This window comes from Streptomyces sp. NEAU-174 (genome assembly GCF_052665095.1).
Map to the genome: position 1 here is coordinate 21328 of NZ_JBQTCE010000032.1, position 19942 is coordinate 41269.

At 66.7% G+C, this 19942-nt stretch carries 16 protein-coding genes; 14 read left to right on the plus strand and 2 right to left on the minus strand.

The window, feature by feature from the left end; translation table 11 throughout:
- Positions 1-88: 88 nt before the first annotated feature.
- From eccB to ACT2CW_RS48040, 11 genes are all read left to right on the plus strand, one after another.
- Positions 89-1660 (plus strand): type VII secretion protein EccB, encoded by a 1572-nt coding sequence (gene eccB / locus ACT2CW_RS47990; protein ID WP_086885946.1) that lies wholly within the window; start codon positions 89-91, stop codon positions 1658-1660.
- A 17-nt stretch (positions 1661-1677) separates the two neighbouring features.
- The gene (mycP, locus tag ACT2CW_RS47995; protein ID WP_445521150.1) at positions 1678-2925 is read left to right on the plus strand and encodes a type VII secretion-associated serine protease mycosin; all 1248 of its coding nucleotides are present in this window, start codon (positions 1678-1680) and stop codon (positions 2923-2925) included.
- A gap of 198 nt (positions 2926-3123) precedes the next feature.
- The gene (locus ACT2CW_RS48000; RefSeq protein WP_059147048.1) at positions 3124-3462 is read left to right on the plus strand and encodes a WXG100 family type VII secretion target; all 339 of its coding nucleotides are present in this window, start codon (positions 3124-3126) and stop codon (positions 3460-3462) included.
- 41 nt (positions 3463-3503) lie between these two features.
- Positions 3504-3785 (plus strand): WXG100 family type VII secretion target, encoded by a 282-nt coding sequence (locus tag ACT2CW_RS48005; protein WP_059147047.1) that lies wholly within the window; start codon positions 3504-3506, stop codon positions 3783-3785.
- A 116-nt stretch (positions 3786-3901) separates the two neighbouring features.
- Positions 3902-4384 carry a hypothetical protein gene (locus ACT2CW_RS48010; RefSeq protein WP_330811329.1) on the plus strand — a complete coding sequence of 161 codons (483 nt, stop codon included), beginning with the start codon at positions 3902-3904 and terminating at the stop codon, positions 4382-4384.
- 27 nt (positions 4385-4411) lie between these two features.
- Positions 4412-5962 carry a WXG100 family type VII secretion target gene (locus tag ACT2CW_RS48015; protein ID WP_445521151.1) on the plus strand — a complete coding sequence of 517 codons (1551 nt, stop codon included), beginning with the start codon at positions 4412-4414 and terminating at the stop codon, positions 5960-5962.
- A gap of 51 nt (positions 5963-6013) precedes the next feature.
- Positions 6014-7255 (plus strand): type VII secretion-associated serine protease mycosin, encoded by a 1242-nt coding sequence (mycP, locus tag ACT2CW_RS48020; protein WP_445521152.1) that lies wholly within the window; start codon positions 6014-6016, stop codon positions 7253-7255.
- Positions 7256-7512: 257 nt separating this feature from the next.
- On the plus strand, positions 7513-8268 hold the full coding sequence (locus tag ACT2CW_RS48025) for a hypothetical protein (RefSeq protein WP_445521153.1): 756 nt from the start codon (positions 7513-7515) through the stop codon (positions 8266-8268).
- Positions 8269-8305: 37 nt separating this feature from the next.
- Positions 8306-8605 carry a hypothetical protein gene (locus ACT2CW_RS48030; RefSeq protein ID WP_164433776.1) on the plus strand — a complete coding sequence of 100 codons (300 nt, stop codon included), beginning with the start codon at positions 8306-8308 and terminating at the stop codon, positions 8603-8605.
- A gap of 34 nt (positions 8606-8639) precedes the next feature.
- Entirely contained in the window at positions 8640-9377 is a 738-nt protein-coding gene (locus ACT2CW_RS48035; protein WP_086880297.1) for a hypothetical protein, read from the plus strand.
- Between the two features lie 31 nt (positions 9378-9408).
- Positions 9409-9765, plus strand: a complete 357-nt coding sequence (locus ACT2CW_RS48040) for a hypothetical protein (RefSeq protein ID WP_445521154.1) — start codon at positions 9409-9411, stop codon at positions 9763-9765.
- 114 nt (positions 9766-9879) lie between these two features.
- Here the strand turns inward: ACT2CW_RS48040 and eccCa are convergent, their stop codons facing one another.
- Entirely contained in the window at positions 9880-13845 is a 3966-nt protein-coding gene (gene eccCa / locus ACT2CW_RS48045) for a type VII secretion protein EccCa (RefSeq protein WP_445521155.1), read from the minus strand.
- A gap of 219 nt (positions 13846-14064) precedes the next feature.
- Between eccCa and eccD the strand changes: the two genes are divergently transcribed.
- The 3 genes from eccD to ACT2CW_RS48060 all read left to right on the plus strand — a co-directional run bounded on the left by eccD (position 14065) and on the right by ACT2CW_RS48060 (position 19159).
- Entirely contained in the window at positions 14065-15555 is a 1491-nt protein-coding gene (eccD, locus tag ACT2CW_RS48050; RefSeq protein WP_164433768.1) for a type VII secretion integral membrane protein EccD, read from the plus strand.
- Positions 15556-15848: 293 nt separating this feature from the next.
- Positions 15849-16346, plus strand: coding sequence for a hypothetical protein (locus tag ACT2CW_RS48055; RefSeq protein ID WP_445521156.1), 498 nt, complete (start codon positions 15849-15851; stop codon positions 16344-16346).
- 1613 nt (positions 16347-17959) lie between these two features.
- On the plus strand, positions 17960-19159 hold the full coding sequence (locus ACT2CW_RS48060; RefSeq protein WP_445521157.1) for a S8 family serine peptidase: 1200 nt from the start codon (positions 17960-17962) through the stop codon (positions 19157-19159).
- 85 nt (positions 19160-19244) lie between these two features.
- Here the strand turns inward: ACT2CW_RS48060 and ACT2CW_RS48065 are convergent, their stop codons facing one another.
- Positions 19245-19940, minus strand: a complete 696-nt coding sequence (locus ACT2CW_RS48065) for a hypothetical protein (RefSeq protein ID WP_445521158.1) — start codon at positions 19938-19940, stop codon at positions 19245-19247.
- Between the last annotated feature and the right edge of the window lie 2 nt (positions 19941-19942).

The window sequence follows — 19942 nt, forward strand, 5'->3', positions numbered from 1 at the left end:
GTGTCGGGTGACCCGAGCGGATGAGTAATCTCCCTACGGCGACCGAGCGTACGTACTGCACCATCACACGGGGAGAAGCGGACGAGACATGGCATCGCGGCGGGACGAGCTCAATGCCTACACCTTTGCGAAAAAACGGATGGTTGCCTCGTTCGTGCAGCCCTCGCCCACCGTCATGGACGACGGTGCGCCACGCCCGCTGCGCGCGTTTCTCCCGGGTGTCATCGTCGGGGCGCTGATCCTCGCCGGATTCGGCGCATGGGGCATGATCCGGCCGACCGCGCCGAAGGGATGGGACAACACCGCGTCCCACATCATCGTCGGCAGCGACTCGACGACCCGATATGTGATTCTCAAGACCGGTGGAAAGAAACAGCTGCACCCGGTCCTCAACCTCGCCTCGGCGAAGCTCCTGCTGGACCAGGACAAGTCCGACATCATCCGGGTCAAGGAGTCGCAGCTCGACAACGGCGATATTCCGCGCGGACCCACGATCGGAATTCCGTACGCCCCGGACCGTATGCCCTCGGCAGACGATGCCGTCGAGCAGAAGCGCTGGGTGGTCTGTGAGCAGCCGGGCGGTGGAGAGGACAAGACCGCGCAGAAGGCGGTCTTCATCCTCGCCGACCGTGAGGCGTCCAAGGTCGAGGGCTCGCAGCGACTGCGCGGCAGCCAGGCGCTGTACGTCCAGGGGAAGACGGGTCGCTATCTCGTCGACCCGTCCGGTACCAAGTACCTGCTCGGCGGCCCCAAGGGCGAGAAGAGCATGTCCGACCGCCAGTACAACCTGTTGTTGCGGACGCTCTTCTCGGAGGGCGCCAAGCCCCAGCAGGTGACCGACGACTGGCTGGACACCCTGAAGGACGGCGCGCCTGTGGAGTTTCCGCGGGTGCCGGGGCAGCCGAACACCTCAGCCGGGGTCGACTCCCTGCCGGACAAGGCCAACAAGGTGGGCATGGTGCTCCAGGCGCAGACGGGTGGCGGCGTCCAGCACTATGTCGTGGTGCCGGGAAAGGTGCAGCCGGTCTCCGACTTCACCGCCGAGCTGCTGCTGAGCAGTGAGCAGCTGGCCGGACTCGATCAGCTCGGCAAGCCGATGCAGGTCAACCCACAGGACTTCGTCTCCGACTCCACGGTGTTCGCCGGTGACACCACCTGGCCCTCCGAGCCCCCGCGCCAGGTGAACTCCGCCGAGGGCGGGAGTGGTGCCAGGGACACCGTGTGCAACATCCTCACGAACGTGGCCGACAGCGGCACGCCCACCCTCGAGACCTGGGCGGGCCGGGACTACCCCGCGACCATCGTGGACGGTGCCACCAGTGCGTATGTCACGCCGGGGACCGGCCTGTTCTACCGGCAGTTCCAGGGGAGGGCGACCAGCACCGGCCAGGTCTTCCTCGTCACCGACACCGGTCTGCGCTACCAGGTGCAGGCCAACAACGACGGCAGTTCGGGCAAGTCGAAGATCGGCGCCGACGGTTCCGGCTCCTCCGCGCAGCAGGACGCACAGTCCGGCGGGCAGGCGGCTGCGAACAAGGCTCAGGTCAGGCTGGGGTACGGAGACGTGAAGCCGGTGCCGGTGCCCCTCAACTGGTCCCAGTTCCTGCCGGTCGGGCCGCGGCTGGACACCAACAGCGCACGACAGCCACAGGGTTCGTGAGCATGGAGCACCCACGCATGAGACGCATGGCCGCCCTGTCGTCGGCGGTGACACTGGCGTGTCTCACCGCCGCCACGGGCGTCGGCGCCGGACCGTCCGCCGCCGTGCTCTCGCTGGACGGCAACGGTGAGTGCACGTTCCCGATGAAGAAGCAGATCAAGGGCACGCCCTGGTCGCTGCAACGGTTGGTGTTCGACCGCCTCTGGGAGGACACCAAGGGCAAGGACGAGAACGGCAAGCCGGTACGGGTCGCCGTCATCGACACCGGTGTCGATGACACCAACATCCAGCTGAAGACCGCCGTCGACAAGGCGAGCGGGGGGAACTTCCTGCCCCCGGCCAAGGGCGCCTCAAAGGACGAGCGGAAGCTCGCCGAGGACCCGACTGCCGACGAGGTCGGGCACGGCACCAAGGTCGCCGGCATCATCGCGGCCCGGCCGCGCCAGGGCACCGGCTTCGTGGGTCTGGCCCCCGAGGCGACGATCATTCCCCTCAAGCAGAACAACGCCGAGGGCAAGGGCACACCGCAGAAGATGGCACAGGCCATCAGGAAGGCGGTGCAGGAGGGTGCCCAGGTGATCAACATCTCCCAGGACACCAAGGGTGCCCTCTCGCAGAGCGATCTGGAGCAGGCGACCGCCTATGCGGTCCAGCACGACGTGGTCGTGGTCGCGGCCGCCGGCAACGACGGCGCGAACGGTGCGTCCAAGCGCACCTATCCCGCGTCCTACCCCGGCGTCCTCGCCGTCGCCGCCTCCGACCGCAACAACGAGCGCGCGTACTTCTCGCAGAGCGGCGATTTCGTCGGCGTCGCGGCGCCCGGCGTCGACATGGTCTCCACCGTGCCCAAGGGCGGGCAGTGCGTGGACAACGGCACCAGCTTCGCCGCCCCGTACGTGGCCGGAGTGGCGGCCCTGATCCGGGCCAAGCACTCCGACTGGTCCCGGCAGGAGGTCATCGCACAGATCGAGCAGACCGCGGAGCGGGGCGTCAACGGCCGTGACCGGTTCATCGGTTGGGGTGTGGTCGATCCGGTGAAGGCCCTCACCGACGATGACAAGAAGATCGAGCACCCCACGGCGGACACCGGCTCGGCGGCGAACGTCCCGAAGCCCGAGCCCGGACGCCTCACCCTGGGCGAGACCCCGCAGGAGCGTCGTACGCGGCTGGCCACGTACGCCCTGGGCATGGGCGTGGTGGTCGTGGGCATCACCGCGGGTGGTGCGGTCGTGCTGCGTGACTGGCGCCGCCGGCGTGACGCATGAGGGGCGGCGGCGGTGCTTGACGCCTGTCGTTGCCCGGCCGTCCCTGGCGTCCCATCCGTGTAACAACCGGATACTTGTTGGTCATGCACACGGGGATGCTGACTAGAGTGATCCTTGACAGCTTTGGTCCGATGCGCACGGGACGGCCACAGAGCACCGGCCGTTCCACCGCATCCGATTCATGGGGGAAGGTGTGCCATGGCGGAGAAGCTCCGCGTAGAAGGTCATGATTTCAAGACCCTCGAGAGCGCCATCGACTGGATGGAAGGTCAGCTGACCGAGCGGATCGGGAAGCTCAACAGCGTGATCGACCACGTTGAGGGCCACTGGAAGGGCATCGCGGCGGGCGCGTACAACAACCTCCAGACGGAGGTCAACAACGACGTCCGCCGGGTCAACCAGTTGCTGAGCTTCACCCGCGAACTGGTGAAGGCGAGCCGGGACGGTTTCGACCAGGAGGAGCTCGACCAGCTCAAGAACATCAACAGCGTGGGAGGCGGGGAGAGCGGCATCCTCGGCTCCTTCCACGCCTCTTGATCCTCGTGACCTGTCCGCCTCGCATCAGGAGTTAGAGCTCAATGGAGATTACGTACGAAGGCGTTGTCGAAGCCTCCAACATGGTCAGGAACGAGGCCAACACGCTCAAGACCGACCTCGACACCATCATGAGGCAGGTCAAGGGTGTGTCCGAGTCGTGGACCGGTGAGGCCCAGCGCGCGTTCAACGAGCGTCAGCACGAGTGGAACCAGCGCGTCGACCACCTGCACAGCACCCTTCTCACCATCTCGAAGAAGCTGCTGGAGGCTACGGAGGGCTACAGGGCCAATGACCATCGTCAGGGCCAGCGGTTCGCGTCGTAGAGAGAGACGTAGCGCGCACAGCCTGCGGTCGTTTCGTGGGTGCGGGGACACTCGGCCCGGGCCGAGTGTCCCCACCCCCCCGAGCGCTGCCATCCAGGTACTGAAGGAGGTGCTTCATGGCTGAGTTGGCGCCGGACGGGGGTGGCTCCGCTAAGTCCCCTTCTTCGCCGGACCTCGACGCTCCCACCGAGTCTCTACAGGAATTCAAGAAGCGTGTTGACAGGCTTCTGACCGATCTCGACAAGTCGGACGCGGCACACGGCAAGATCTCCCAACAGACGGTGACCACCGCCGCCTACGGGCAGAACTTTCCTGAGGCGATGTCGCTGGCGAGCGCGTACGAGCTGGTGCACGGACGGCTCCAGCTGCTCTCCCGGACTCTGGGCGAGCAACTTGAGGCGATGGGCATCACGGTGGGCGCGGCCGACGGCGACTACCAGACGGTGGACCACGAGCACGCGCAACGCCTGAAGGCCATTCAGGAGCGCACCCAGAACTACTACGAGCAGTATCAGAAACAGCACGAACCGAAGGGCCACGACAAGCCGGACGCCCCCAAGACGGGCGACGGCAAGAGCAGTGGCCACGACGGCATGTGATGGGTGAACGGGGGAGGGGATTGGATCATGGGCGATTCCAGCAAGCTGCCGCCGCTCAAGATGTGCTACAACGTCACCAGTTTCGAGCATGCCTCATTTGAGGACATGCTCGCCATGGTCGAAGGTACGGACGAGCAGGAGATCATTCGTCGCGGCAATGCCCTGACGAAGGCGCAGTCCGAGATCGAGAAGATTGGCGACGAGCTCAAGAAGCGGGTCGGCAGGGTCACCTGGAAGGGTGAGGGCGGCGACGCGTTCCGGAACTGGGGCGACGACTTCGCCAACCAGGCCCTGAAGCTCGCGAGTTTCGCCGGCTCCGTCGGCACCGCGATGGAAACCGCGGGGCAGGCGCTGAGCGAGGTCAAGAAGTCGATGCCGGAGCGTCCGGCGGGTTCGCAGGTGTGCTATGCGGACGAGGAGAAGGAAAAGAAGCGCCTGGAAGGTCTGGACAAGGCCCGCGACGAGGCGCTTCCGCAGATGTACAAGCTGGCCTCGTACTACAGGATGTCGCAGGAGACCATCGCGGCGTCCCAGGAGAATGAGCCGGTCTTCAAACCGCTGCCGAGTCAGATGATCCCTGACACCTCGGTGGGCGGTGGGCAGGAGAGCTATGGCTCGCCCAGTGTTTCCGGGGGCGCGGTTCACACGGCGCCCGCCTCTGTCGCGACGACGCACCCGACGGTCGATCCGTCCACGGTGAGTCCGGGTTCGCCCGCGCATGTCTCGCCTGCGCATGTTTCACCGGGGCATGTCACGCCTCCGTCGATCCCGGAGAACCCGGGGCATGTCACCGTTCCGGACGCGACGCACACCAACATCGACACGGTGAAGCCGTCGCCGCCCACCACCACACCGCAGCTTCCGACCGGCGGTGGGCCTCCGGTGTCTCCGGTCACTGACGGGCCCGGGCCGGTGGGCCTGCCCGCGACACCCCCGCCGACGGTCGGGCCCACACCCGGATTGGGCAAGACCGGCCCCACTGTGGGGAAGGTCAACCCGACTGTGGGCAAGGTCAACCCCACCGTGGGGACGGGCGGCACCAAGGGCCCCATCACCGCTTCCAGGCTGCCCAACGGACCGACCGAGCAGATCAACGGCCGGTCCACCAACCCGGTGCGCGCCGACAGGAGCATCGTCGGGGGTATGCAAAACCACCAGGCGGGCACGAACCAGGGCTCCCGACAGAGCCGGGGGACCGTCATCGGCAGGGAGCCGGCTGGGCCTGTGGGCCGCGCGGGTCCGGGCGTGGGCCCTGGCCTCCCCACGGCCGGGCGGCCCGGAGGTGTCATCGGCGCCGGTCCGAACCGGGGAGCTTCGGCGTCGACCCGGGCCGAGGGTACGGCGCGTCGCGCAAGCGAACTGCGGACCGGCGGCGAGTTCACTCCCGGGGGGAGCGGACTGGTCCGGGGACAGGCCGAAGGACGGGCCCCCGGCGCGCCGGGGACGGCGGCATCGGGGGGCGGTGAGGGCCGGAAGAGGCAGCACGAGGAGGGCCGGGAAGCGCCCGACCAGCGGACCGAGGACGAAGAGACCTGGAACGAGGGTCGGCGCGGCACCGTGCCTCCCGTGATTGGGTAAACCCTTCCGCAGAGGCCGCGGATGATGGCGAGCACAGGACGAACAGGCGATATGGAAACGACGCTCAACCAGGTCCGGAGCCGGACGACAGTGATCATCTCGCTGCTCGCGTCCTTGCTCGCCATCATGGGGCTGACCGCCCCTGCCGCCTCGGCGGACACCATGCGGGAACGCCAGTGGTATCTGGACCGCATGCAGGCGGAGAGCATGTGGAAGGTCAGCACCGGTAAGGGCATCACGGTCGCGGTCCTCGACTCCGGAGTCGACACATCGGCCCCGGAGCTGAAGGGGAAGGTGCTCAAGGGCAAGAACCTCGTGGAACCGAGCAAGGGCGCCCGTACGGACCCGGACGGGCACGGCACGGCCATTTCCATGCTCATCGCCGGAAACGGAGCTGACGGCCAGGGCATCAAGGGCCTCGCTCCGGATGCGCGTATTCTGCCGCTCACGGTATTCGGCTCGACGAAGGAGTCGGGAACCAATAGCGTCCCGGGCCTCATCAACGCCATTCGCTACGCGGCGGACAGCGATGCGCAGATCATCAACATGTCGCTGGCCCTTCCGTACTACCAGGTCAACAAGACCGAGCAGGGCAAGCTACAGAAGGCGGTCGACTACGCGGTCAGCCGCGGCAAGCTGCTCCTCGCCGGTTCGGGTAACGACGGTGAGACGTCGAACGACATCACCTACCCCGCGGCCAACAAGGGTGTGGCTGGGGTGAGCGCCGTCGACTCGTCATTGACGGTGACCAAGTTTTCCAACCACGGGTCGTTCGTCGCTCTTGCCGCTCCGGGCAAGGACATCCCGATCCGCTGCATCGGCAAGGCCGGCTACTGCCGCAGTTGGGGCACCAGCCAGGCCACGGCCATCGCCTCCGGCGCCGCCGCGCTCATCTGGGCCAAGCACCCCACATGGAACGGCAATCAGGTGCTCCGCGTCATGATGGACACCGCCGGAAAGCCCACTGAGGGCAAGATTCCCAGCCGCTACATCGGCTACGGCACGATCCGTCCCCGCTACAACGTCCTGGAGAATCGGGGCAAGCCGGGCTCGGCCGACGTCAACCCCCTGGTGCCGACGCAGGCGGGCGGCTCCCCGTCCGACTCCTCGTCGCAGAGCCAATCCCCGTCCCCTTCCAAGGGCGACTCCCCGGCCGGTGACACCGCCGCCGAGAGCGGCAGTGGCGATGGCGGCAGCGGCGCCCTCCCGTGGATCCTGGGCTCGGCCGGTGTCCTGGCCGTGGTCTGTCTCGCGCTGTTTGTGTTCCGCCGCCGGGCGGCTTCGCCCCGATGACGAGCGGCTCCAAGAACCGCGCTTCCCCATGCACCCTGACCGTGGAATCCGCAAAGAAAGCGCCCGTTTCGGATGTGCTGATGGTGTTTCGAATTCGCCACAGGAGCGGTTCACCATCGGTAATTGCTGTGACGGGAGGTACGCCAACTGCACGGCCGTGCTAGCGTGCGAAGCAAAGGATAGGCAACACACCTGCGCTCCTGGTCATTTGTTCACAAAAGCGCGATGGCTCCGCGATTGGCCAGTTAGGGGGAAGCGTGAGCGAGGACTTCATCCGCGAACTGCAACAGTTCCAGCAGTATGCGGAGAATCTGCAACACCTGATGTCGGACATGCACGACCAAGTGCCCCGGAGTTCCGAAGGAACGGACGCACAGGGGGCCGTCTCCGTGACCCTGGGTGCGGATGGGCTTCCGGAGTCGATCAAGCTGGCGTCCGACTGGCAGCGCCGACGGGCCGCCGGGGACCTCGGCGGCGCCGTCGTCGAGGCGTTCGAGTCCGCCATGAGCGACCGTATGGAGCGCTGGTCACGCTCGCTTGAGCAGTCCGGCTGGGAAGAGCGGGCCGGTCAACTCGACGAGGGCCGCGCCTCGTCCGCGTCGGCGACGCCGTCCCGTCCGGTCCCCGAAATCTCCGACCACGACGTGCGCCACGTCCTCTACAGGCCCGTGGACGAAACGATCGAGGACGTCCTCACCGCATCCGACGCCGTCGACCAACTGGACGCAGATTCGTTTCTCCCGCCGCAGGTCAAGGGAGAATCCGCCGCGCGCCGAGTCACCATCACCCTCACCGCGCACGCTCTGGTCTCCTGCGAAGTGGACCCTCAGTGGGCCGGCGGGCAGTCAGTCGTCCGACTGAATCAGGCGCTGAACGAGGCTCTGAACAATGCTCGCGAAAAGGTCGGCAGTGCCGAGAGCCCCGGGGCGGCCGGTGTCGCGAACCTGCATATGGGCGGCCTGATGAACGAGTTTCTGGCCATCATCAAGAACCCCCAGCGCTTCGTGGACTGATAGGGAAAAGAACTGATACGGATAGGAAAGGAGGCCCATGAGCAAGCTCAAGGTCATCACAGACGCCATACGCGCTGACGCCAGAACGTGGGATGAGCAGGCGAAAGCGATCGGCGGTGTCGGGACCAATATCAGCGGGCTGCGCCGCGAGCGGCTTGAGCTGGGCATGTACCAGATGTTTTTCGGTGCCTACGCGGATGCCATCGACCATCTTTCGAGCCGGTGTTCCGAGGGGCAGAAGCGGATGTCGGAAATCGCTGACGCGTTGGTCAAGAACGCGAAGGCGTACGACGATCACGAAGTGGAAACCACGAAGTCCGTGGAAGACGCCTACTAGCAATCGGTGGTGCACCGGGGAGACGGGGAAGGCGATGGCATTCAGTCAGACGCAGTTCGAAACACTCATCGAAAAGATCAATGACAAGATCGAGAAGCTCACGAAAGATCTCGTCACCTTTGGCAACAAGATCAACGGAGCGGTGGACCACTGGTACGTTCCCGGTCCCGTGGCGAAAGCGGTGGTCGCCGCGGCGAACAAGCTCATCGAGTTCGTGAACTGGGTCCTCACCAAGATCGGCCATTTGCTCGAGGGTGTCGTTGCCCCGGTGATCTTGTTCATCGACGCCAACAGCTGGAAGGCGAAGGGCATCCACGGCGACGCGACCACCGCCTCGTCCAGCACCCAGAAGTTCAACCTCCAGGCCCCCAAGGAGTGGAAGGGCGAGGGCGCTGACGCGTACACCAACGCCGTCTTCCCTCAGTCGGGTGCGGCCGCCCAGGTCGCGACCAACGCGAATTCGATCGCGGATATCCTGCTCACCGCGGCCGTTGCGGGAGTGGCATTCTACGGAGCGATCGCTGCTTTCTTGATCCAGTTCATTCCCGCCATGGCCGCCGCGATCGCCGCGGGGGCGACCGTCGTCGGTGCCGTTCCGGCCGCGATCGCCGCCTTGGGTGAAGGAGTGGCCGGTTGGCTCGTCATAGCGGGCGCCGTGACCACTCTGCTGGGCGTACTGGGCGACCAGGCGAAGGCCATGGCCGACCTGAAGAGCAATGCCAACGACAACAGCGCGTTTCCGAAGGGCCATTGGCCGGTGGGCACGGCCTGACGCGCCCGACATGACGATATGAGGAGAGCCTGTGTACGGACCGCGCGTCGCCCTCTGGGCCGTCGGGGTGGCGTCATTCGTGTGGCTGATGCTCCCAGCGGTTACCGACTGGGCCATCGGCCTCCCCCCGCCCCCGCTGATCGCCGTCCTTTGCGCGCTCGCGATCCTCTGCCCGGGAACCGCTGAGTTCCTGGCGAGGCGGCATAAGGAGCAGACCTGGTACGCCGGGAACTTCGCGTCGTTCGAGGAGTTTCGCGGCTCCGTGGACCGCGCGGCCCTGCTGCGGGTCCGGGAGACGAAGGGTCCGGCGCAAGCTCTCCGTGAGGTCAGGCGCCAGTACCCTTCGGTCCCGCTCAAAGTGGCCGCTCGGCTGGTCAGGGAGTTGTGAGCGGCTCGAGCAGCGCTCGCTGAATGGCAGGGCTCGTACGGCGGGGTAGCCGGTCCGTACGAGCCCTGCCCTGCTCTCCAGGCCTGGCTGTTGGCCGTAGCCCGCCCTCCCGCCTCAGTCCACTGACGGCACCCACGCCGTCTGGACCAGTGACGCTCCGCCGCGCCGGGAGACGAAGACGCCCCGCCCCGGCGGCAACGGACGCGCCTTGACCTGGCCCAGCAGCTCGCCCTCACCCGGCGAACCCGACAGCACGACGCCCTGCGCGCCCAGCTCCTTGAACCGCTGCATGAACGGCTCGTACGACGAGCGCCCCGCGCCTGCCGTCGTCCGGGCCACGATGATGTTGACGCCGGCGTCCCGCGCGTACGGCAGGTTGTCCACCAGCTCGGACATCGGGTTGCCGGACGAGGTGGCGACCAGGTCGTAGTCGTCCACCACGATGAAGGCCCGCGGCCCCGACCACCAACTCCGGTTCCGCAGCTGCTGCGGGGTGACGTCCGTCCCCGGGATGCGCTGGCTGATGAGGGTGTTCATGTCGGCGATGTACTTCTCGAAGGCGTTCTGCGTCGTGCCGTAGCCGACCAGATGAGGCTGTGGCACGACCTCCAGCAGACTGCGCCGGTAGTCGCCGACCACGAAGAGCCCCTCCTCGGGGGCGTAGCGCTCGGTGATCTGCTTGATGAGCAGACGCAGCAGAGCCGTCTTCCCGGACTCCGACTCGCCGTAGACGGCGAAGAAGGGGTCGGTGTCGAAGTCGATGAAGACCGGCTCGAGGTTCATCTCGTCGATGCCGATCGCGATGCCCCGCTCCGGCTGCTCATGACCGGAGGGGATCTCCCGCACCGACAGCGTCCGCGGCAACATCCTCACCTGCGGTGCGTGCGGACCGGGCCAGTTGTCCACCGATGCCCTGACGAACGCGGCGGTCGCCTCAGCCAGGTCGTCGGCGTTGCCCGACGTACCGTCGATACGCGGCAGACCGCCCAGGAAGTGCAGCTTCTCCGGGGTGAGGCCGCGGCCGGGGGTACCCACGGGCACATTCGCGGCGACCTTACGGTCGAGCTCGGAGTCCATCGGGTCACCGAGCCGCAGCTCCAGCCGGGCGAGGAACTGGTCCTTGAGCGCCGCTCGCATTTCCATATAGCGCGTGACCGTGACGATGAGGTGCACCCCGAGTCCCAGACCGCGCGTGGCGATGTCGGCGACGATCGGCTCGAGCATCTCGTAGTCGGTCTTGAAGGACTGCCAGCCGTCGATCACCAAGAAGATGTCGCCCCATGGCTCACCCGGCAGCTGCCCGGAGGCACGGAGCTGACGGTAGGTACCGATGGAGTCGATGTTGTTGTCCCGGAAGAACTCCTCGCGCCGGTTCAGCACGCCGGTCACCTCGGCGATCGTGCGGCGGATCTTCTCCGGGTCCAGACGTGAGGCGACTCCGCCGACATGCGGCAGCCCCTCGACCGCGATCATGCCGCCACCGCCGAAGTCCAGGCCGTAGAACTGGACCTCGTGCGGGCTGTGAGTGAGCGCGAAGGATCCGAGCAGGGTGCGTACGGCGGTCGACTTACCGGACCGCGGACCGCCGACGATCAGCATATGGCCCTGTGCGCCGGAGAAGTCCCGGTAGAAGATCTCCCGCCGCTGTTCGAACGGCTTGTCCACCATGCCGATCGGCACGCACAGACCACCGCTGCGGGCATAGCCGCTCGCATGCAGACCGCGCTCCGGTGAGACGGCGAGCTGGGGCATCAGCTGGTCCAGGGACGACGCCTCGGTGAGCGGCGGCAGCCACACCTGGTGTGCCGCCGGACCGCGTCCCTCCAGATTGCGCACAACGACGTCCAGCACCGTGTCCGCGAGCGCGTCGTCCACCCGGTCGCGGTCCGCCGTGTACGTGAAAGCAGGGTCGGGCTCGGCGAAGCGGACCGGCACCGGGGCGGCACTGAACAGCACCGGACGGCGGTCGGTCGGGATGGGACCGCTGCCCACCGCGGTTGACGTGGACGAACGATAGGGCCCGGAAACATACGCCGCCTTGAAGCGGACCATCTCCTCCGTGCCGAACTTCAGGTATCCCGAACCGGGCACCGACGGCAGGTGATAGGCGTCCGGCACCCCGAGCGCCGTACGCGACTCGGCGGCGGAGAACGTCCGCAGACCGATGCGGTACGAGAGGTAGGTGTCCAGGCCCCGCAGCCGGCCCTCTTCGAGGCGCTGAGAGGCCAGCAGCAGATGCACCCCGAGCGACCGGCCGATGCGGCCGATCTGGATGAACATCTCGATGAAGTCGGGCTTGGCCGTCAGCAGCTCGCTGAACTCGTCGATGACCAGGACCAGGGAGGCCAGCGGTTCCAGCGGGGTGCCCGCGGCGCGCGCCTTCTCGTAGTCGTGGATGTTGGCGTAGTTGCCCGCGGAGCGCAGCAGCTCCTGACGGCGCTGAAGCTCACCGGTGATCGAGTCGCGCATGCGGTCGACCAGCGTCAGATCGTCCGCGAGGTTGGTGATCACCGCGGCGACATGCGGCAGCTCCGCCATGCCCGAGAAGGTCGCGCCGCCCTTGAAGTCCGCGAGGACGAAGTTGAGCGTCTCGGACGAGTGCGTCACCGCCAGGCCCAGCACCAGCGTCCGCAGCAGCTCCGACTTTCCTGAACCGGTCGCGCCCACGCACAGGCCGTGCGGGCCCATGCCCTCCTGGGCCGCCTCCTTCAGGTCGAGCATGACCGGGGCGCCGCTCTCCCCGACCCCGATCGGAACGCGCAGCCGTTCCGCCGTCGAGCGGGGCCGCCAGGTGACCACAGGGTCGATGGACGCCGCGTCGCCGAGGTTGAGCAGATCGGTGAACTCCAGGTTGGTCAGCAGCGGTTCATCATCCCCGCCGCCCGCCGAGACCCGCAGCGGGGCGAGCTGCCGTGCCAGCGCCTCGGCGCCGGCCAGCGACAGGGTGTCCGGAACGCCCTCGTACACGGCCGAGGCCGACTCCACCCGCAGCAGACCAGGCCGCACGATCAGCGACAGGCCGCCGCGCAGCTCGTCCAGGCCGCCACGGATGACCTCCAGCACCGTCACGCCCTGCAACCCCTCCTGGGCGGCCAGAAGCGAGTCGGGCGGCACCAGACCGCCGTCCAGGATCACCACCACATGCGGCGCGTCCAACAGTGGCTGTCCGTCCCGGTTGAACCGCGAGCGGCCCTCCAAGCGGTTCTTCAGCAGGTCCTCGACCTCGGCCAGATTGTCGCTGAACAGCCGCTTCGTTCCGGCTCCGTCCACCGACCCCGGCACCTGGGTGTGCGGCAGCCACTTGACCCAGTCCCACTCCTCCGTGGCACCCGCCGCGGCCACCACCGCGATCACCAGGTCCTCGGGCGAGTGCAGCGCGGCCAGGCTCGCCACCAGCGCCCGGCTCGTCTCCAGGGTCGTCTCCGGCTCGCCGGAGACCGTCATGTGGTAGAAGGCCCTCAGGCTGACGGCCATCGGCATGCCGTCCAGCGACCGGTGGACCGCCAGGAACTGCTGCATGGCGCCCGCCGACAGCGGCTCCAACTCCTCCACCGGGGCGGTCTCCGGCGCCACCAGCGGCGTCCACAGCTCCTGCGGCCCGAGCCCGATCCGCACCTGCACGAAGTCGTCGTCGGTGATCCGCCGCTCCCACAGCCGGCTGCCCTCCGCCACCAGCGACCACAGCTGCTCGGGGGAGGGGTGGAGAAAGAACTGCGCATCGCGCTGTGCGCGCGCCGTGCGCTGCACCCTCCGCCGGGTCTTCGCGAGGTACTTGAGATAGTCGCGGCGACCCTCGACCGCCTCGCCCTGCGCGCCTTTGCGATACCGGATCGCCTGTGCGATGACCATCGATACGGTCGACAGCAACATCATCACGCCCATGATCTTCATGAACGGTGCCGAATTCGGCATGAAGAAGAAGACCACCGACGAGCCCATGCCGAGCATGGGCAGCAATTGCATCGCCATGCCTTCCCGATCGCCGCGAGGCAACTCGGGAGGGGATTCGAGTCGGAGTTCATCCGCGGGCATCTCGGGAGGAGTCTCCCGAGGTGGACGTTTCACGATGATCTGGCTCATCGGCCTGTCTATCCCCCGATGCGGACTGAACAATTGAGGACCTGCTGAGGGCCCGCACGCACGCTTGCCGCGCGTCATTGCGGCACCTACCCGGCAACGAACCGATCCTACGTGTCGGGAAGGCAATTGGCGCCCGGTAGGGTGACCTCCCGCACACTGTCAGACATGAACGCGTCCGGACGGAAGACGCGGCGAGACGCTAATGAGAGGGCCCCGCAGGTGAGTTCGACCACATCGACCGGTTTCTGCCGAGTGACGGTCGTCGCACCCGACAGCCGCATTGACGTCGCACTCCCCGACGACATAGCCCTTGCGGACCTGTATCCGGAGATGCTCAGGCTGACCGGCCAGACCCAGCCCACGGGCACGCCGGTCGGCTACCACTTCGTGCGTCGCGACGGCACCGTCCTGGACGGCTCCCGCTCCCTCGCGGCGCAGCGCGTGTTGGACGGGGACGTGCTGTCCATGCGTCCCTTCGCAGCGTCCCTCCCGCCCGTCGTACGCGATGACGTCTCCGACGCGATCGCCTCGACGGTGGCCGGTGACCACGCCCTGTGGAACGCCCGCTACCTGCGGGCCTGCGGGCTCTTCGGTGGCGCGCTGCTCTTGATCTTCATGGGATTCGTCCTGTGGTTCGCCGACCCGGTCAAGCACGACATGCACGGACTGCCCGGCGTCATCGCCGGTGGCGTCGGTCTGCTGCTCGCGGTCTTCGCCGGCGTACGGGCCCGGGTCTACGACGACCGGGCCTCCGCCATCGCCCTCGGCCTCGCGGCACTCCCGCACGTGATGATCGGTGGATCCGGGGTCCTGGCACTGGAGGCGGGCGAGGGCATCGGACGGCTCCAGTTCCTGCTCGGCTGTGTCGCCGTTCTGATCGTGTCGGTCGCCCTGGTCGCCGCCATGCCGTCCGGCGACGCTCCGTTCGTCGCCGCCGTCGTCCTCTCGGCCTTCGGCACGCTGGCCACCTTCTGCCAGATCGTGACGGACACCAGCGCGGCGGGCACCGCGGCCGTCTGCGTGGCGGTCGCCATCGCCGCCATCGCGTTCCTCCCCGGCCTCTCCGCGCGTGCCGCCCGTCTGCCCATCGGATACGTCGCGCCCCGTGACGCCTCCCGCAACGACTACGGCGCTTCCGGCGGCATCGACCTGGACAACCCTTCGTCCGCGGCCGCCGCCCGGCCGGTCGACAGCGAGCGGATCGCGGCCCAGGTCAAGCGCGGCCACGAACTTCTCCTCGGCCTGGTCGGCGGCTGTGCGGCGGTCGTCGTGGGTTCGTCGGCGGTGCTCGGCTTCTCCGACGGCACCTGGGCCCAACTGCTCGCCCTGGCCGCGGGGCTGGCGATGCTGTTGCGCGCCCGGCTGTTCCGGTACACCTGGCAGGTCGCCTGCGTCCTGGCGTCCGGCGTCATCTCCCTCGCCCTCCTCATCCTGGGGCTCGCCCTCAACCCGCCGACGAGCGCCGTCATCGACCTGCTCAGCGGCGACAGCGGTCCGCTGAACATCCGTACCGTCTGGCTCACCGCCTCCGTCGCCTTCGGCGCGCTGATCCTCATCGCGATCGCTCTGATCGTCCCGAAGAAGAGCGTGACGCCTTTCTGGGGCCGCTTCGGCGACCTGGTCGAGGGCGCGATGCTGCTGTCGATCACGCCGCTCGTGCTCGCAGTCCTTGACGTCTACGCGACGGCGCGTGGTCTGGTCAGCAAGTGACGCTCGCCGAGCGGTGAGGTAGTGGCGGACTGCCACCTGCCACCTGCCACGGCCAAAGGCGCCCCGGTCACGTACTCCGTGACCGGGGCGCCTTCGCTTCGGCCTTCACCCGTCGGAAGTACATTGAGCCGCCCGGATCCGAACGACGCGTGGAACGCCTCTCCGATACGTCCCATGCCCGAGCTATGCCCCGGAATCGCCAAGGTCGCCTTCCCCGCAATGAAGTTGGGCCGTACACCCTGCGCCACTAGGCTGGTGCCGACCGTCATCATGTACGCCGTAGGGGGAATCCGATGAGCGAGGGGAGCCGGGTCTCGGCGAACGACGCCAGCGCGAGCAGGGCGCGCGGAGGCGGGTCGGATCTCAAGGTGGAGGCCGAGACGCTGGCGAGCTTCAAGAGCAGGATCGACAAGATCCTCATCGATCTCGAAGAGTCTCCGGCAGCCAGGAGCAAGATCAGCGACCAGACCGTCGCACACGCCGCCTTCGGCGCGGAATTCTCTGCCGCCGCCGACCTCGCGGGCGCCTACGAGAAGCTGCACGACCGCCTGGAGAAATTCTCCAGGACGCTGGGCGACCAGCTCGAAGCCTTGGGCATGGCCGTCCAGATCTCGGACCGCGGCTACGAGAGCATCGACGCCGAGCAGGCCGACCGGCTCCGTGCCATCCAGGACCGCGCGAGCAAGTACTACGGCCAGAACGCCGACTACCGGGGCGACGGGCAGGACAAGAACCAGGCACGGAAGACCGACACGGGCAAGTCCGGCACCGCCGATTCGAACTTCAAGTAGGGGGAGACATGGGGAACGGGGAGTTCGACGGTCTGTCGGTGGAGAACCTGCGGGCCATGCTGGCCAACGCGGACCCCGACAAACTGACCGCCGCCGGCACCGCCTTAGGCGACGCCGGCCCGAAGATCCTCGACATCGGCTCCGACTTGCGCCGTCATGTGTCCCGCGTGGACTGGACCGGCGAAGGCGGGTCCGCCTTCCGCGAATGGGCCCATGACTTCGCCCTGGAAGTCATGCGCTTCGGTCAGTTCACCTCCACGGTCGGCCAACATGTGGCCCAGGCCGGCCAGGCCCTCTCCGAGACCAAGTCGGCCATGCCCGAGTCCAGGGCCCCGGGCCCCAGGGCGGCCCACGAGGACCCGGCAGCACAGGAAGCGGAGCAGCGCGAGGCCGAAGAGGCCAGGCACCAGATGGAGCGCCTCTCCTCGGCCTACCGGGCGGCGCAGGAGACGATGGCGGCGGAGCGGGAGCCGCAGTTCAAAATGCTGCCTCCTATGGGCGTTGATGTTGGAAATCGTGAAGATAGATACGATTCCGGCTCGGTGGGGGAGCCGACATCTGGTGCAGGAGTAGGCGTAGACCAGACGCCGCAGGAGCAAGCGGGCGTGCCAGCGGTTCCGCTGCATGGGGAGACGGAGTCAAGCCATCGCGAGGCGACGAGCACCCACATCGACTCGACCGCCACCCTCCCCGATCCAGCGGCCAAGGCGCCATCTCGTACCTCGATGCCGCCTGCGGACCAGCCCAGGCAGCCAGGCCCCGTTGTGATGCCGTCACCCCCGGTTGGGCCGTCCACAGCGCCCCCTCGACGCACCACACCCGTGACGGGGAAGAGCATGTCCCGCCTCCCCGTGACCGAACGTGTAACAGGACCTGGAGGCGCGCCTCCGCGTCGCATGCTCACGCCTCGAGGGCCGGTAGAGAACGACGTTGTGGGAGGACAGCAGCGGCGCATAGGCCCCTCCCCTCGCCTTCCTCGCGCAATGGTGGTGGGGGAGGAGAGCGGTCAGATGTCCCGCGGCCCCGGGGGAGGGGGCGGCCACCCTATGGCGCGGACAAGCGGTGTGCCAGGGACCGAAGGCATGGCCCCAGGGCGTCGGTTGGCCTCGGAGCCGGGAGGACCGGTGAGTGGCCCGCGCACACCAAGCCCCGGTGTCACCGGCGCGCGTCAGCGTGGTGTCGCCATCGGTGAGGAGAACGGATCCCACACACGTGGGCCCGTGTCAGGGGCGGCGCCTTCTGGCGGCTCAAATGCGGCAAGTGATCCTTCCGGGGATTCGGGCAGGGGACGCAGGGTCGCCTCCGAGTCAGGAGGGTCGATCGCGGATCCTCGTTCGTCCTCCAGAAGAGGGGCCGCATTCACCCGTGGGGGTACCGGGCTCGTTCGGCCAGGTCAGGCCGAAGGGCAAGAGCCTGCCGCCCCTGGGGCCTCTGGCACCGGCCGTCGCGGTCCCGGGCCGGAGAGTCGGCAAGGACATGCGGTCGTTGATCAGGGAGCCTGGGAGCTAGGGCGCCAGGACGCATTGCCTCCCGTCATTGAATAGTCGGCACTTGAAGTCTCAGGAGATTTCGCAGGGATGTCAGTCTTGTCCAGTGGAAACAAGAGGCGCTCAGTGCGTGGTTTGACGCTGCTCGCGGCGCTCATCACATGCATGGGAAGTTTCACATCCCCAGCGATCGGTCAAGATATACGTTCGCGTCAGTGGTACCTCGATGCAATGGGGGCCGACCAGATGTGGCGGACCAGCACAGGCAAAGGTGTCACTGTTGCCGTGCTGGACACTGGGGTCGACAGCTCGCTCCCTGAGTTGCGTGGTCAAGTCCTGGAGGGGAAGGACTTTTCATATAAGCCGAAAGGGGCCACTGTCGATACCAACGGACATGGCACGGACATGGCCGCTGTTATTGCGGGCACAGGGCGTTCCGGTGGTATTCAAGGCGTAGCACCTGGTGCGAAGGTGCTTTCCGTCAAGACTGGTTCTGGACCTAGATTCGGCGATCTAGCGTCAATTTATCTCAGGGCGATGCGCTATGCCCTAAAGCGCGGGGCCCGCGTAATAAATCTTTCGGAGACCATCCTTAGTCCCTTGAATGAAGGCGACAAAAAGAAGCTCCAGGATGGTCTGGATGAGATTAACAAAAGCGATGCATTGATATTTGCCGGAGTCGGAAACGATGCTGAGTCCGATAACTTTGCGGGCTATCCATCGAGTCTCCCCGGGGCTGTCGGGGTAGCTTCTGTCGATCAGAGCGGCACTGTTTCTACCTTTTCGACTCATGGCCCGCAAGTGGCCCTCGCAGCCCCAGGTGAAGGTATTCCTGGGCACTGCAAGGATGGGGGAGGTTGGTGCGAGGAGTCGGGTACCAGTCATGCCACCGCCATTGCTTCGGCGTCAGCCGCCCTCATCTGGTCCGCTCACCCCAAATGGACCGCGAACCAGGTCCTGCGCGTGATGATGCAAACGGCGAGCAAGCCCAAGGGCGGGGTCCCCAGCGAGTACATCGGCTACGGCATCATCCGCCCCGGCCAGGTCCTGCTCGACGGCAAGGGAGACCCGGGCGCAGCGGACGTCAATCCGCTGTTCCCGAACTATCACCCAGGGCAGAGCTCCTCCACATCTCCGTCCCCCTCATCGAAGACCGACGCCCCCTCGGGCGCTGCACACGCCAAGGACAAGGCCCCTGCCGCCTCCGCAACAGGTGGCGATGGCGGTAGTGGCAACACGCTCGTCTACGTTGGAGTCGGTGTGGCCGTAGCTCTGGTCCTCGGCGGTGGGGGCTATGCACTCGCCCGCAATCGCAGGCGGGTATAGCTGCGGCGCCGGCTGGAGTCTGTGGTGTGGCATTCGAAACCTGGAGCAGCCCCGAAAGCGGGCACGGCGCATGCCACGTGCGATCTCAGTGAGTATCGAGAGTGACCTTATCCGGAGCCGGGTAGGTGACCTTGTTCTTGCATGACAGGCGGTCCTCCAGGTCAGTGAACCTCTGTGCGGATTTAGTCAGGATACTGATGTCGGCACGATCGGAGAGGCCCACATTATCCAAGAGCGTGACCTGGAATGCGAGCATCTTCTTGTCCTTTGACTTCTCGGCCAGGTCGGGACGTTGGCAGTCCACCAATAGTTCGGCACGCTTTTTATCGCCGGTTTTGCGCACACTATAGGAGGTTGCCTTGCCGTCCTTTCTTTCGGCTGCAGGGAAGGTGCTGGGGCCCCAGTTCACGGTGACACGGAACAAGGTTCTCTTAGCTGATTCATCACGGATCGCGCAGGGACCGCCAGCGGACGGCTTGGATGTGGTCATCCGCTTGTTCATGTTCAAGCTGACCATGTACGTCACATCATCCCCAGCGCGGGGCTCGGTAACACTACGCACGGCGTGATCGCGTTCGGCCTCGGCCACAGCTTTCTTGTCGAAGATACCCAGGCAGCTCTTCTCGCTGAGAAGAGTCAGGTCCGGGTTCTTGGTATGGTCTTCATGTTCGCTTTTGGAATCGCCATCAGTTCCACTGCAAGCAGTGATTGCGAAGGCGAGTAGGCAAGTGAGCGATGTGAGAGGCCGAGAGGATTTCACGGCCAGATGTGATCGTTGCATGA